The organism is Streptomyces sp. NPDC018964, from assembly GCF_044390325.1.
Lineage (GTDB): Bacteria > Actinomycetota > Actinomycetes > Streptomycetales > Streptomycetaceae > Streptomyces.
Genome location: NZ_JBIRYZ010000034.1, coordinates 13,410 through 25,989 on the forward strand (window position 1 = coordinate 13,410; position 12,580 = coordinate 25,989).

The 12,580-nt window shown below is 70.2% G+C and carries 9 protein-coding genes and 2 pseudogenes; 4 read left to right on the forward strand and 7 right to left on the reverse strand.

The genetic code is table 11. The annotated features are described in order from the left end of the window. Positions 1 to 511: 511 nt before the first annotated feature. From ACH5AO_RS34640 to ACH5AO_RS34650, 3 genes are all read right to left on the reverse strand, one after another. Complete coding sequence (locus ACH5AO_RS34640; RefSeq protein ID WP_398931736.1) at positions 512 to 1,123, reverse strand: dihydrofolate reductase family protein; 612 nt, start codon at positions 1,121 to 1,123, stop codon at positions 512 to 514. A 345-nt stretch (positions 1,124 to 1,468) separates the two neighbouring features. Further along, positions 1,469 to 2,332: a hypothetical protein gene (locus tag ACH5AO_RS34645; RefSeq protein WP_398931738.1), complete on the reverse strand. Its 864-nt coding sequence runs from the start codon at positions 2,330 to 2,332 to the stop codon at positions 1,469 to 1,471. A 456-nt stretch (positions 2,333 to 2,788) separates the two neighbouring features. Next, a complete protein-coding gene (locus tag ACH5AO_RS34650; RefSeq protein WP_398931739.1) occupies positions 2,789 to 3,592 on the reverse strand; it encodes an SAM-dependent methyltransferase in 804 nt (267 codons plus the stop codon). Between the two features lie 408 nt (positions 3,593 to 4,000). Here ACH5AO_RS34650 and ACH5AO_RS34655 point away from each other — a divergent pair, with 408 nt between their 5' ends. The 3 genes from ACH5AO_RS34655 to ACH5AO_RS34665 are packed head-to-tail and all read left to right on the forward strand — an operon-like array spanning position 4,001 to position 7,414. Continuing rightward, complete coding sequence (locus ACH5AO_RS34655) at positions 4,001 to 5,119, forward strand: hypothetical protein (protein WP_398931741.1); 1,119 nt, start codon at positions 4,001 to 4,003, stop codon at positions 5,117 to 5,119. Beyond that, positions 5,116 to 6,678, forward strand: a complete 1,563-nt coding sequence (locus ACH5AO_RS34660) for a VWA domain-containing protein (RefSeq protein ID WP_398931743.1) — start codon at positions 5,116 to 5,118, stop codon at positions 6,676 to 6,678. Before ACH5AO_RS34655 ends, ACH5AO_RS34660 begins: the two co-directional genes overlap by 4 nt. After that, positions 6,665 to 7,414: a hypothetical protein gene (locus ACH5AO_RS34665; RefSeq protein ID WP_398931745.1), complete on the forward strand. Its 750-nt coding sequence runs from the start codon at positions 6,665 to 6,667 to the stop codon at positions 7,412 to 7,414. The genes ACH5AO_RS34660 and ACH5AO_RS34665 overlap by 14 nt, the downstream gene beginning before the upstream one ends. 7 nt (positions 7,415 to 7,421) lie before the next feature. Here the strand turns inward: ACH5AO_RS34665 and ACH5AO_RS34670 are convergent. Both ACH5AO_RS34670 and ACH5AO_RS34675 read right to left on the reverse strand, forming a co-directional pair. Beyond that, positions 7,422 to 7,591, reverse strand: a pseudogene (locus ACH5AO_RS34670) (LLM class F420-dependent oxidoreductase); the annotation flags it as partial. 813 nt (positions 7,592 to 8,404) lie between these two features. After that, positions 8,405 to 9,187 (reverse strand): annotated as a pseudogene (locus tag ACH5AO_RS34675) (alpha/beta hydrolase family protein); the annotation flags it as partial. Positions 9,188 to 9,240: 53 nt separating this feature from the next. Here ACH5AO_RS34675 and ACH5AO_RS34680 point away from each other — a divergent pair. Then, a protein-coding gene (locus tag ACH5AO_RS34680) for an IS3 family transposase (protein WP_398931747.1) occupies positions 9,241 to 10,493 on the forward strand; the annotation gives its coding sequence in 2 pieces (ribosomal slippage) (positions 9,241 to 9,523 and positions 9,523 to 10,493; 1,254 coding nt in all). A gap of 524 nt (positions 10,494 to 11,017) precedes the next feature. On the opposite strand, the gene ACH5AO_RS34685 is transcribed toward ACH5AO_RS34680, so the two are convergent. Then, complete coding sequence (locus ACH5AO_RS34685) at positions 11,018 to 11,617, reverse strand: NAD(P)H-dependent oxidoreductase (RefSeq protein WP_398931749.1); 600 nt, start codon at positions 11,615 to 11,617, stop codon at positions 11,018 to 11,020. 113 nt (positions 11,618 to 11,730) lie between these two features. Then, positions 11,731 to 12,567 carry an NAD(P)H-binding protein gene (locus tag ACH5AO_RS34690; protein WP_398931751.1) on the reverse strand — a complete coding sequence of 279 codons (837 nt, stop codon included), beginning with the start codon at positions 12,565 to 12,567 and terminating at the stop codon, positions 11,731 to 11,733. Positions 12,568 to 12,580: the final 13 nt, after the last annotated feature.

Consider the following 12,580-nt stretch of genomic DNA (forward strand, 5'->3'; position numbering starts at 1 on the left):
CACCAATAGCGCCGTCACCCGTGGGAGCACCCAGAGGGAGCACGTGCCGCCCTCGCAGGCGTCCTGGTGCGGAGGGACGTCAGGCACCGCCGTGCGGTGAGCCTGGACGGCTGGACCCTTCAGGACGAGGACGGCCGCACCTGCGTCTTCCACCGTCTGCCGCCCGGACAGCCCGGGCCACCGTCCGCAGCCGCGCCGGTGTCAGCCGCGACACTCGCACCGACCTCTACCAGGAACGCCGCCACGACGTGCGGGACAACCGCTCCGACACCGCCACCCCGCGCAACGACCGCGACCGCTTCATGACGAGGTCTCCTGGGGCCACGACAGCCACCGCGGCCGCGACTGTCCCGACCCACCACCATGGCGCGCCACCTCGCCGGACGGGGCCGATGCTGTGCTGACTGTGCCCTGGCGCTTCCGGAGACCGGATGATCAATTCCAAGAGGTCGGTGGATGCTCGGGAAGACGTCGCGTCCGGCGACCCGTTTCGATCGATCCGGTCCGGCGGCTACGCGTCGGCCCCGTACGTCCCGTACTCCGGAAGGCCCCTCGGCTCGTAGACGTGCACCGCGATTCCGCTCGGCGTCGTCTCATGGCGCAGCAGGCGCAGGCCGGCCGGGGTGCCGCCGTCCGGGAACAGGCGTCGTCCGCTGCCCACGACCACCGGGGCGATCGCGAGCCGCAGCTCGTCGATCAGGCCGGCGGCCAGCAGGGACCGGCCGAGCCGGGCGCTGCCGTGGATCTGGAGCTCGCGGCCGGGCTGCCGCTTGAGTTCGGCGACCTGGGCGGGGATGTCGCCGGACAGGATCGTGGTCGGCTCCCACCCCGCCTTGGCCAGGCTCCGGGAGGCGACGTACTTCGGTGAGCCGTTCAGGATGCGGGCGTTCGGGTGGTCGGTCATCTTCGGCCAGTCCCGGGCGAAGTTCTCGTACGTACGGCGGCCGAACAGGAACGCGTCCGCCTTGCCGAGCCAGAGGGCGGCCATCCGGTCGAACGCCTCGTCCAGGTGCGGCACGAACCAGCCGCCCCGGGTGAACCCGTCGCTGGTGTCCTCGTCCGGGGAACCGGGCCCCTGGGAGACACCGTCCAGAGACAGGAACTCCTGCAGTACCAACCTCATCGCGCACCACTTCCTCTCGAGCGAGGAGACATCCGTCCCCGCCCTTTCAGACTTCGGGCCGTGCGGAAACTCATCGGCCGTCCCGCGACGCGTCCTCGGACGATCAAGGGGAGGCTGCGAAGACGTGGACCAGAGCGGCCAGGACCGTTCTGTGGACGAACACCTGGACACCCTCGCGACTGCGCTCCACGCGACGACCGACGACCTGTTGAAGGGCCGTCCGGACCTGGTACCTCGGCGCCCGCCGGTCGGCATCGCACCCCACCCGAGGGCGTTGTCACGTTGTCGGGCGTGTGGCGGTTTCATGGTGCGTGGCGGCACGCGGGCCGCGACCTGGGGCTGTGGTCAGGTCGTGGTGGGTCGGCCGACAGTACCGGTGATCTGGTCCCGGATCACGAAGCGGATGCTCGTCTCGGCTCGGTAGTCGTGTGCGGTCGTCAGGCGGCGGCGGGATCGGAAACGGTACCCGCTCGCCGGGGCGAAGGCCTCGCGCCGGAAACTGCGTATCCCGGATGGTCGACGAACGCGCACTTGGCCGGTGGGGCCGCCCATAACGCCCAGCCACGGGAGAGACGCCGCAGGCGGAGGCCTCGACGGAGCACGGCGTTCCTGCGCGGGTGAGCAGGACGAGCGGCCACTCGGGGCCCGCGCCGGCCGGCTCTCCGTCGAAGGCGGTCCAGTTCCAGGGGCTGTCGGACCGCCATGCCGGCCGGCTGCGTCGGCGACCTCGTCGCTCGGGCAGAGAGACGCGTACGGACGCATCAACAAGTCGAAGACGAAGGGGATCCCGCCGCCGGGGCGGAGGGTGTACCCCGTGCCGTCGAGATGGCTGCCGTCCGGGAACTCGCGACAGGACAGGCCGCGGCGCAGCACGCGCACGGTCAGATGCGGGCGCGGTAGCCGGCCCGTTTCGAGCGAGGGCTCGTGGTGGTCGACGGCTGTCATGTGCACCACGGTCGGCGGCACTCCGACCCGGCAGATGTCGCCCGCCTTCAGCTGCTCGGGCGGCGGGTCGGTCCGGAACAGCTCCACCTCCACCTCGGGGGAGGCGGGCCCGCCGCTGTTTACGCCCAGGGCGACGATTCCGTTCCAGTGCAGGAAATCGCTACCGGTATCGATCGCCCACCAGGACCACCGCACCGACACGCAGTCCCACGCCAGACCCCGCTCGACCCGGGCCGGCGTGAAGGGGCAGGCGACCGACAGCACGTCCCCGACCCGGATGTCCCCGCATCCATCATCCGGTCATCGCAGAGGGATCCTCCCCGGCGGTCCGCGCGGGACCTGCCGGACGGGCGCCGCTTTCGCCCATGTCCCCTGGCCGGAGTGGAGGAGCAAGGGACGGGCGGGACGGGCGAAATGGCCGCAGCCGGGGAGCTGGGTGTGCTCAGCCGGTTGCGCGTCGGCCGGGGAGGGCGCCAAACACGCGAACCAGGAGGACCATGCGACAGATGCACGGCGGAGCCGGGTTCGCCGTGCTCCGCCACCGCGTTCTCCTCCGGTGACCACTCGGCGCCGCCACCGAACAGCGGCTGCTGCGGAGCACCGTACCGCCGGTCGCCCGGGCGGCCGAGGCATCCGGCTGCGCCGCCCCTTTCCGCTTCAGCAGTGCCTTCCGCCGGCGCTGCGGGGTGCTTCCGAGGGACTACCGAGCGGCAGGCCGGGTCACTTCTTGACCGCGACACCGCAGACGGAGACGTCGGCCGTGTCCTCCTCGGCCCGGTCGGCGTCCGGGCGCCAGGTGGCCGTGGACACGACCCCTGGCTCCACCAGCTCCAGCCCGGCGAAGAAGGAGGCGATCTCCCGCGGTGACCGCAGGTGGTAGGTGTTGGCCGACTGCCCGTTGTAGACCCCGACCGCGGTGTTGAGTGCCTCGTTGGTGTTCGTGCCGTCGCTCAGGGCCAGGTAGCTGCCCGGGGGCAGGGCCGACAGCAGCGTGCTCACCAGGTCGGCGGGGCGCTCGGCGTCGGAGATCTGCCCCATGATGCCCAACATGGTCAGGGCGACCGGGCGGCTGAGGTCCAGGGTCTTCGCTGCTTCGGCGAGAATGCGTTCCGGGTCCCTGACGTCGGCGTCGACGTAGGCGCAGGCGCCCTCGATGCTGCTGGTGAGCAGGGCCTGCGCGTGCACCAGGACGAGGGGGTCGTTGTCGACGTACACGATGCGGCTCTCCGGCGTGATGCGCTGGGCCAGTTCGTGTGTGTTGTCGGCGGTGGGCAGTCCGGTGCCGATGTCGAGGAACTGGCGGACGCCGGCCTCGCCCGCGAGGAAGCGCACGGCGCGCGCGAGGAACCTCCGCTGCAGCAGCGCGACGGCGGCGAACTCCGGGAAGGTCTTCAGGATGACCTCACCGGCCTCGCTGTCGACGGGGTAGTTGTCCTTGCCTCCCAACAGGTAGTTCCAGACACGGGCGGAGTGCGGGCGATCGGTCTGCAGCCTGGCCCTGACTTCTTCACGCGGGTGAGTCATGGGGGAAGCTTCACACAGAGCTGTGGCCCCGTAGACCAACCACCGCGGTACCGACTGGATTTCGCCGGGCTGAGGAACGCCGCCGGGGGGGATCACCGGGGTTTTCCGGTTTCTTGTGGTGGGGGGCCACCGGCTCTCGAGGGCTCCGCCGCCCCGCCTCGGGCGGGGTGTTCGTGTTCTGTGTTTTCAACTGGTGTTCTCTGTTAGGTCGTTCGGGGTGCATCTTCGTCGCCGACGATCCTGGCCCGGTCCTACGGGGGGATGCGGGTGTCAGGGGGGATGCAGGTGTCCGAGAGCAGACCTGCTGCTGTGGAACCGCGGTTGACTGTTACCGGAGCGCCGCGCAGCCGCCTGCGCAGAGTGCTGGCGGCGGTGCTGCCTGTCCCGGTCGTCGGGCTGGTTTTGCTCGTGGCTTCCGGGAATCTGCTGCTGCCGATGCGGCCGGTGGTCACCATCGAGGCCAAGATGGCCTCCAAGAGGGACTTCTTCCAGGACCCCGAAGTCGAACGGCTGCTCATGAAACACGGCTTCCGCATGCACATCACGAGCATGGGCTCGCGTGAGATAGCCAAGCAGGACTACGACGGGTATGACATCGTTTTTCCTTCCGGTCAGCCGGCCGCTGATCTGATCAGCCGGGAGCGTGCCCGGGTGAACCGTCCGGCGCTGCTGTACCGCCCTTTCGTCAGCCCCATCGTGCTGGCCACCTACCGGGACTACGCCGAGGTGCTCGCGGCGGAAGGCGTCGCAGAGCGCCTGCCGGGCGCGGGCAGCCCGCCGATGTACTACACCCTCGACATGCGCAAGTTCCTCGACCTCGGGCTCGGCAAGAGGAAGGGCGTCCAGCGTGATCCGGAGGACGGCTACCGCTGGGACGAGATCGACGACAAGAACCACGTCCGCAACGGCAACAAGATCCTCGCCCAGACCTCGGACATCTGCGAGTCCAACTCCGCCGGCACCTACCTCGGACTCGTGGCCTTCGTCGAGAACAGGAACGACGCACCGGACACCGAGGCCCAGGCCGAGTGGCTCGCCCGGAAGATCAAGCCGCTCCTCATCGAACAGGGCCTGCCGTCCTCCGAACGGGCCGAAACGTATCTGTCCCCCGACGGGCAGGGCATCGCCCCCATCTCGGTGATCTACGAACACCAGTTCTTCGCCCACCAGTTACGGCACAAGACACAGAAGGGCGAGACCGACGACGAGCGCGTCCTGCTCTACCCGTCCACGCGCTTCGTCACCGAACCCCAACTCGTCGCGCTGACCGGCGACGGCGCGCGGCTCGGCGAACTGATCAGCAAGGACTCCGAACTCCAGCACCGCGCCATGGAACTGGGCTTCCGGGCCCGCAGCGCCCCCGACGGCGCGAGCAGCGACGACCTCACCCGGTTCCTCATCGAGCGGCAGATCCCGGTGCCCACCACCTCCTCCGACGACACCCGCGCGGTCCTGCCCAGCCTGCCCCTGCTGGAGAGGATGATCGAGATCGTCGGCGACTGCCCGGACAGGACCGGCAACCCGTGAGGCGCGGCATGGGCCTGCTGGCGCTCTGCCTGACGCTCGTCGCCACCTCCCTCACCGCCTGCTCGGGCGACGACGACGGCACGGTCCGGCTGCGCGTCCTCGCCGGCCCCGATCTCGCCGTAGCAGAACCGCTGCTGGGCGAGTTGAAGGACGAGACCGGCGTCGACCTGCGCCTGTACCACCGGGCCGACGCCGAGACGAAGACCCCCGACCGCGACCGGTACGACCTCGCGTGGCTGTCCTCCGACCACTATCTGCGCCTCACCGACAAAGACGCGGTCCGAGGACTGCAGCGCACGGCCACCATGACGTCCCCCGTCGTCATCGGTCTGAAGCCGGACGTGGCACGCGAACTTCGCGCCTGGGTGCCCGGCTCCCGGCTCACCTGGGAGGACATCGCGGACGCCGCCGCCATCGGTATCGTCCGCTTCGGCATGGCCGACCCCCGGCACGCCGGCAGCGGGCTCGCCGCCCTCGTCGGTGTCGCCACCGCCGCGGCCGGCACCGGAGCAGCGCTGCGCCCCGAGGACGTCTCCTGCGACCGGCTGCGCGGCTTCCGCTCCGGCCAGGCCCTCACCGCCGACACCGGACCCGCCCTCGTCGACACCTACGTCGACCACCAGGACGAGGCCAACGCCCTCATCACGTACGAGTCCGATCTGCTCACCCTCAACGCCTCCGGCCGCCTCGACGACCGCCTGGAGGTCATCCGCCCCGAGGACGGCATGGTCCTGGCGGACTTCCCGCTGATCCTGCTGAACCCGACCCACCGCGCCGCGTACGACAAGGTCACGAGGTGGCTGCGGCGCGACTCGGTGCAGCGGCAGATCATGCGGCAGACGGTGCGCCGCCCCGTGAGCACGACGGTCACCCGGGACGCGCGGCTGCGCGAACCGGTCGGCAACGCGCTCTTCTACCCCGACCGGCCGGCCGTCGTCGAAACGCTGCTGGCGGACTACGGCGACCCCGACCGCCGCACCACGAGCCAGGTGGTCTTCCTGCTCGACTTCTCCGGCTCGATGCGCGGCGCCCGGATGGCCGCCCTGCGCGAGGCCTTCGCCGGACTCAGCGGCGCGGACCCCTCCGCCTCCGGCAAGTTCACCCGCTTCTACCGGGGCGAGCGACTGACCGTCGTCCGCTTCGGCGGCCGGGTGCTGGAGCAGACGACCGTCACCGTCACCGGCCCGAAGGACCTGACCGCCCTCGCCGACACCGTCGCCCGGAGCGGCTACGGCGACGCCACCGCCGTGTGGTCCGCCCTCGACCACGGCTACCGCACCGCCGCCCGTGAACTGGCCGCCGACCCCGACCGCTCCGTCTCGCTCGTCCTGATGACGGACGGCGAGAACAACGCGGGCCTGTCCTACGCCGAGTTCGTACGCCGCCACAAGGCGCTGCCCGCCGCCGTGCGCGCCGCGGTCCCCACCTACCCCGTCCACTTCGGGGAGGCCGACGCGGGCGAACTGCGGCGCGCGGCGGCGAGGACGGGCGGACGGATGGTGGAAGCCGCAGACTCGTCCCTTTCCGAGGCTTTCAAGGAGATCCGTGGCTGTCACTGACGCACTGTGGTGGAGCCTTTGGTGGCCGTGGATGACGGTCTGGCTGGTGACGGCGGCCGGCGCGGTGGTGCTCGCGGTGATCCTGGTGCGCCATGCCCGCCAGCGGCGCAGACACCTGCGACGCTGGCAGTCGGCGTACAGCATCTGCCTGTACCTCGACGAGCAGGCCGTGATGGACCTGTACGAACTCGGCAACTACCGGTCCGCGCTGGAGGAGGCCGTCGAGCTGCGGACGAAGGTCGACACGAGCGTCGGCTTCTGGAGCCGGGTGCTGACGTGGCTGTTCCGGTTCCGGCTGAAGCGGGACGTCAGCCAGGAGACGTTCCGCAAGTTCGTGCGCAAGGACAAACCGATCAACGTGATCGGCGTGGTCATGGAGGCCTTCGACCGGGCCGACGCCATCGTCCACGCCGACCTGACCACCCTGACCGTCGTCCCGAACCGGAACCTCGCCGACAGCCTGGCCGACGGCCGTGCGGTGACCCTGAGCCGCATCGGCGAATTCGTCTCGGTCAAAGGCGTGTTCTCGCGCGTGCCGGACGTGACGGAGGGATTCGTCCTGCGGGCCGAGTACGGCCACGAGCAGCCCCCCGTCCACATGCGTGTCGTAGCCCCCGGGAACGCGCGCCGCTCCATCCCGGACGGCACGTTCACGGCCCGCTGCCTCGGCAAGATGACCGGCTGGCGGGAGGACACCCGCGAGGTGACGCTGGAGGCGATCGCGATCTTCTGGTGACCGCCGCTCACCGGCAGTTCAGTTCGGCGAGGACGCGCAGGGCGTGCGGGCCGGGCGCGAGGGCCAGGAGGTCGGTCACCGGCCCCTTCCGCCACAACTCCGGCCGCCCGGCGGTCCGTCCGCGCGGCCCACCGGGGAGATCCCGCCGGCGAACGCGTCCGGGACCGCCCACCGCGCCGGCCGGTCCCGCAGCGCGCTGCATGCGTTCGTGCAGCGCCTCGCTCCGGCGCACCTGGCCCGCTCCCTCGCCCTCGGCGCAAGGCCCGAGCGCACCGCCCAGGGACTGCTGCAGGACGGCTGGGACAGCCAGGTGCACGGCGACGAGGACCTCGAAGTCCGCTTGCGGGCCGCGCCGTCCGCGCCGCCACATCGGCGGGTACCGAGCTGTGGGAGCGAACCCGCCAGGGCGTGCTCGTGCTGGACGAGGCCGACCTCTGACGGGCGGCGTGACGACACAGGAGGAGTCGCCGTGCCGAGAGGAAGCGGACGGGGTCCTGGCCGGATTGTCCCCGGACGAGCGCAAGGTCGCCGACTGCTACGCGACGACCGGGCTGACCTGGAAGCAGGCGGCGCTGAAGGTCGGACAGCCGCCGTCGAGGGGAGAGCGCCGAGCACCCGGCGGCGGGCGGCTCACAGGCCCGGCACCTCACGGGTGTCGGTCCCGACCCCTACATGTCGTGGGCGAGACGGACCCGCTGGTACGGCTGCCGCGCGTGGCGAAGAAGGTCAACATGGGCACGATGTCCGCGGTACGCAGGGAGCGAAAAGCCGCGAGGAGTATGTCCGCCAGGCCGTGTGAATGGTGATCACGGGCTTCACGGCGTGCGCGATGGCCGTGACGGGCCTCGTCCTCGTCCCCTGACCCGGCTCCTCCTCCAGGGTTCGCGCCGGTGACCCCTCCACCGTCTTCGGCCGGCCGGCGACCGCCCGGCAGAACTTCGTCCTCGACAGGGGAACGGCCGTGCCCGTCGGCTGCCGCGGCACAGCTGATCAGCGGCTGTCGCCCGGGCGGTGGACGCTGAGGTCGCCGTAGGCCGACAGAACGGCGGCCAGGTCACCGGGTTTGTGCCGCAGGGTGGTGTCCAGGAAGGCGAGAGTGGTCGCGGCGACGACGCGGGGACTCTCGGTGCGGCCGAGGGACCCGACGATCGCGGGCACCGGCGGCAGGTACAGGGGGCCGTCCATGAAAGTGAGGTGTGCGGTGCCGGGGAGGGTGAGCCGGTAGCTCGTCGCGGTGCTGAGCTTGAGGACCTTGGTGAGGCGAGGTATGTAGCGCGCGTCGGTTTCCGGGCTGATGGCCTGGGTGAGCGCGAGCGCGGGCTGGTGGAAGGGGCGCAGGTCGGGGTCGCGGGGGTAGCCGTCCAGATTGATGACGGCGTCGAACCGGCGGTCCTGGCGGGCTGCCTGCAGGGCGGCACCGCCGCCCAGGGAGTGGCCGGCCACCGCGACTCGGCCGGTGTCCAGACGTCCGGTCAGCGGGCCCGCGCTCTCGCCTCGGTCCAGACGGCCCAGCTGAGTGAGGACGAAGCGGAGGTCGGCGGCCCGGACCCTCGTTGTTTCGACGGCCCGCTCGTCGTCCTCCTCGTCGTCTCCGGTGGAGGCGATCCTGGTGTTGATCGTTCGGCCGTCTGCGAGGACGACGGCGGCGGAGTCGTACGGGTGGTCGAGGGCGGCGACCACATAGCCGTGGCTGGCCAGTTCCTCCGCCCAAGCGGTGTTCTGGGTGCGCACTCCGCCCAGCCCTGGGGAGAACAGTACGACCGGGAATCGTCCGACTGAACCGTTCCGGGTTCGGTAGGGACTCGATCATTTGAGAGGATCGAGTCATGGCACGTCCTTCCCCTTACCCGCTTGAGCTGCGCCGTCGTGCGGTCCGCATGGTCGCCGAGGTGCAGCCGGAGTACGACACCGAGTGGGCCGCTATGAAAGCGGTCGCCCAGAAGCTGGGCATCGGCACAACCGAAACCCTGCGGAAGTGGGTACGGCAGGACCAGATCGACGCCGGCACCCGGCCGGGGACGACGACGGAGGAGTCCGCCGAGCTGAAGCGGCTGAAGAAGGAGAACGCCGAGCTCAAGCGGGCGAACGAGATCCTCAAGGCCGCGGCGTCTTTCTTCGCGGCCGAGCTCGACCGGCCACACACACGCTCGTAGCGTTCATCGACGAGCACAAGGGCCGCTTCGGCGGCGTCGAGCCGATCTGCCGCGTGCTGACGATGCACGACTGCAAGATCGCCCCTGCCACCTACTACGCCCATCACAAACGCCGGACCGCGCCGTCTGCCAGGACCGTGCGGGACGGCGAGCTGAAGGAACTGATCCAGCACGTCTACGACTCCAACTACCGCGTCTATGGGGCGAGGAAGATCTGGCGGGAGCTGAACCGGCAGGGCCAGGCCGTGGCCCGCTGCACCGTTGAACGCCTGATGCGCGAGCTCGGCATCACCGGCGCGGTCCGCGGCAAACGCGTGATTACCACGCTTCCCGGCGGGCAGACCGGGCGGGCCCCGGACCTCGTCGACCGCGACTTCGTCGCCGGCGCCCCGAACCGGTGCCGGGTCGCGGACTTCACCCACGTGAAGACCTGGGCAGGTGTCGTCTACGTCGCCTTCGTCGTGGACACCTTCTCCCGCCGGATCGTCGGCTGGTCCGCGGCCACCGTGAAGGAGACGGTCTTCGTGCTGGACGCCCTGGAGATGGCGATCTGGCAGCGCGACCGTGATCAACATCCCGTTCAGCCAGGCGAGTTGATTCATCACTCGGATGCCGGGTCGCAATATACGAGTTTCCGGCTCGCCGAGCACCTGGACGTCGCCGGTATTGCCGCCTCGATCGGCTCGGTCGGCGACGCCTACGACAACGCCCTGATGGAGAGCACGATCGGGCTGTTCAAGACCGAGCTGATCAAGCCCCGGCGGCCGTGGAAGACGCTGTCCGACGTCGAGCTCGCCACCGCCGAATACGTCGACTGGTACAACCACCGACGACTCCACGGTGAGATAGGCCACGTCCCGCCGGTCGAATACGAGAACAACCACTACCTCGCAACCACGAAACCCCAGGTCACACCCAACATCTGAGATCTCTACCGAACCCGGAACGGTTCAGTCGTGTCCGTGCCGGACAGCCGCAGCAGATGGAATGCGACGAAGGGAGCCGGCCACTCCTCCACCGCCCGGGCCGCCCCGGCACCACGCCGGGCGAGCCGGTTCTGCAACCGCTCGAACGCGAGAGGCCCGCGGCATCCCAGACGATCAGCTCGCCGTCGATCCCGGTGTCCTCCGGCAGCTGCGCCAGGGCCGCCGCCTGGATCTCGGGGAACGAGGCCGCCATGTCCGTACCGCGCCGTGAGCGCAGCAGCACCCGCCCGCGTAGACGGCGAGCTGAGCGCGGTAGCCGTCCGTCTCCAGATTGCGACATGCCTCAGAGGCACCGAGCGGGAGGCCGGCTTCGGCACGGGCACAACGGCGGCGGAGTGTCGCGCGGTGGCAGGTGACACCCTTACGGCGAGACGGTCATCGTGCCTGGAGCCGGGGCCGGCTCGGCGTTCCGACGTCCCTTTCGCCCGCAGCGTCTCACCGGTCAGAAGGGTGTCTGACCTGCCTCATTCCGCCAGGCGGGCATGGATGGCTTCACTGATGGTCCGCACCGCACGGTCAACACCTCGCACCCTGGCCTCGGGGGAGAGCTGTTCGGATTCGTAGATGAACGCTGTGGAGCCGCGCCGGCTGCCGCAGTAGTCGACGATGCCGTGCTCGATCTGCGTCCGCAGTGCACTCTCGTATCCGTGGCGCTCGTACGCACCGGAGTCGTCGCCGGCGATGGGGAGAAGATGGGTGGTGAGGTTCTGCAGTTTCGGCCGCAGGCCCGAAGCGGGGGAGTGCTCGAAGGCCCAGCCGTTGACGAAGACACGGTCGATCCACCCCTTCAACAGGGCAGGCATCGACCACCAGTACACGGGGAAGACCAACACGAGATCGGTGGCACGCTCAAGACGACGGTGTTCAGCCATGACGTCAGCCGGATAGTTGCCGCCCTCGTGGTACGCCTGACGATCCGCCGGAGTGAACCGGGGGTCGAACCGCTCCTCGGACAGGTCGGCGATCTCGACCGAACCGGGTTGAAGAGCTGCCTCAAGTCTTCCCAGCACGTAATGCGTCAGGGACCGGGGGTCCGGGTTGGCGGCGACCAGCAGGGTATGCATTGATGGCTCCAGTCACGTGAAGAGCGGACGCTGACAAGTGGTGTGGATGTGCAGGATGGCGCGCGGTGCTCCACCTCCCGGAGCGCAGTACGCCAGGCCGGGGCCCGCGGGACTCAGCACCGCCAGGCTTTTGCTGCCGTGGCCCGCAGGACGAAGTCCTCGAAGGTCCGCGGCGCGCGTCCCAGCACGGTGGCGACGTCGTCCGTCGTCCAGGCGGTGGCCCCGCGCTCAAGCAGCACGAACATCTCGGCGAGGTGCTGGGCCTCGTCCTCGCTCCAGCCCTCCTGAACCAACGTCGCGGTGTACTCGGCCGGGGAAATGCGCCGGTAGACGATGGGCAGCCCGGACGCCCGGGAGATCAGGTCGACTGCCTCCGCCCAGGTCAGCCCGCGCGGCCCGGTCAACTCATAGACCCGACCGGCGTGCCGGCCGGGCTCGGTCAGTACCGCGGCCGCCACGTCGGCGACGTCCTCGACGTCGATGAACGGCTCGGGGACCTCACCCGCCGGAAGCGCCAGCTCGCCGGCGGCCAGCGGGACGCGGAAGGGGTGCCCGTCGAAGTTCTGGGCGAAGTTCGAGGCGCGCAGGACGGTCCATTCCAGCGCCGAGCCGCGCACGGCGTCCTCGGCCGAGCGCATGTCCAGCCCGAACGGGGAGTCGCCCCAATCGTCGGCGCCGTGACCGGAGAGCAGGACCAGGCGCCGCACACCGGAGGCCTCGGCCCGCGTCACGAAGTCGTGCACCGGACCGGGCACGGGCGGGGGCACCACGTAGGCGGCGGTGACGCCCCGCAGGACCTGATCCCAGCCGGCGGGGTGGAACCAGTCGAACGGGGTCTGACTGGAACGGGAGGCGGCGCGCACGGGTGTGTCGCGCAGCCGCAACCGGGCGGCCACCCGCCGGCCGGTGTTGCCCGTCGCGCCGAGGACGAGAGTGATGTCGTTGCTCATGACAGCGAGTCAA

What these genes read in the sequence shown, in the direction of transcription:
- ACH5AO_RS34640 (WP_398931736.1), bottom strand. Translation starts at nt 1,123, where the DNA reads ATGAGGTTGGTACTGCAGGAGTTCCTGTCTCTGGACGGTGTCTCCCAG.
- ACH5AO_RS34650 (WP_398931739.1), bottom strand. Translation starts at nt 3,592, where the DNA reads ATGACTCACCCGCGTGAAGAAGTCAGGGCCAGGCTGCAGACCGATCGC.
- ACH5AO_RS34685 (WP_398931749.1), bottom strand. Translation starts at nt 11,617, where the DNA reads ATGCATACCCTGCTGGTCGCCGCCAACCCGGACCCCCGGTCCCTGACG.
- ACH5AO_RS34690 (WP_398931751.1), bottom strand. Translation starts at nt 12,567, where the DNA reads ATGAGCAACGACATCACTCTCGTCCTCGGCGCGACGGGCAACACCGGC.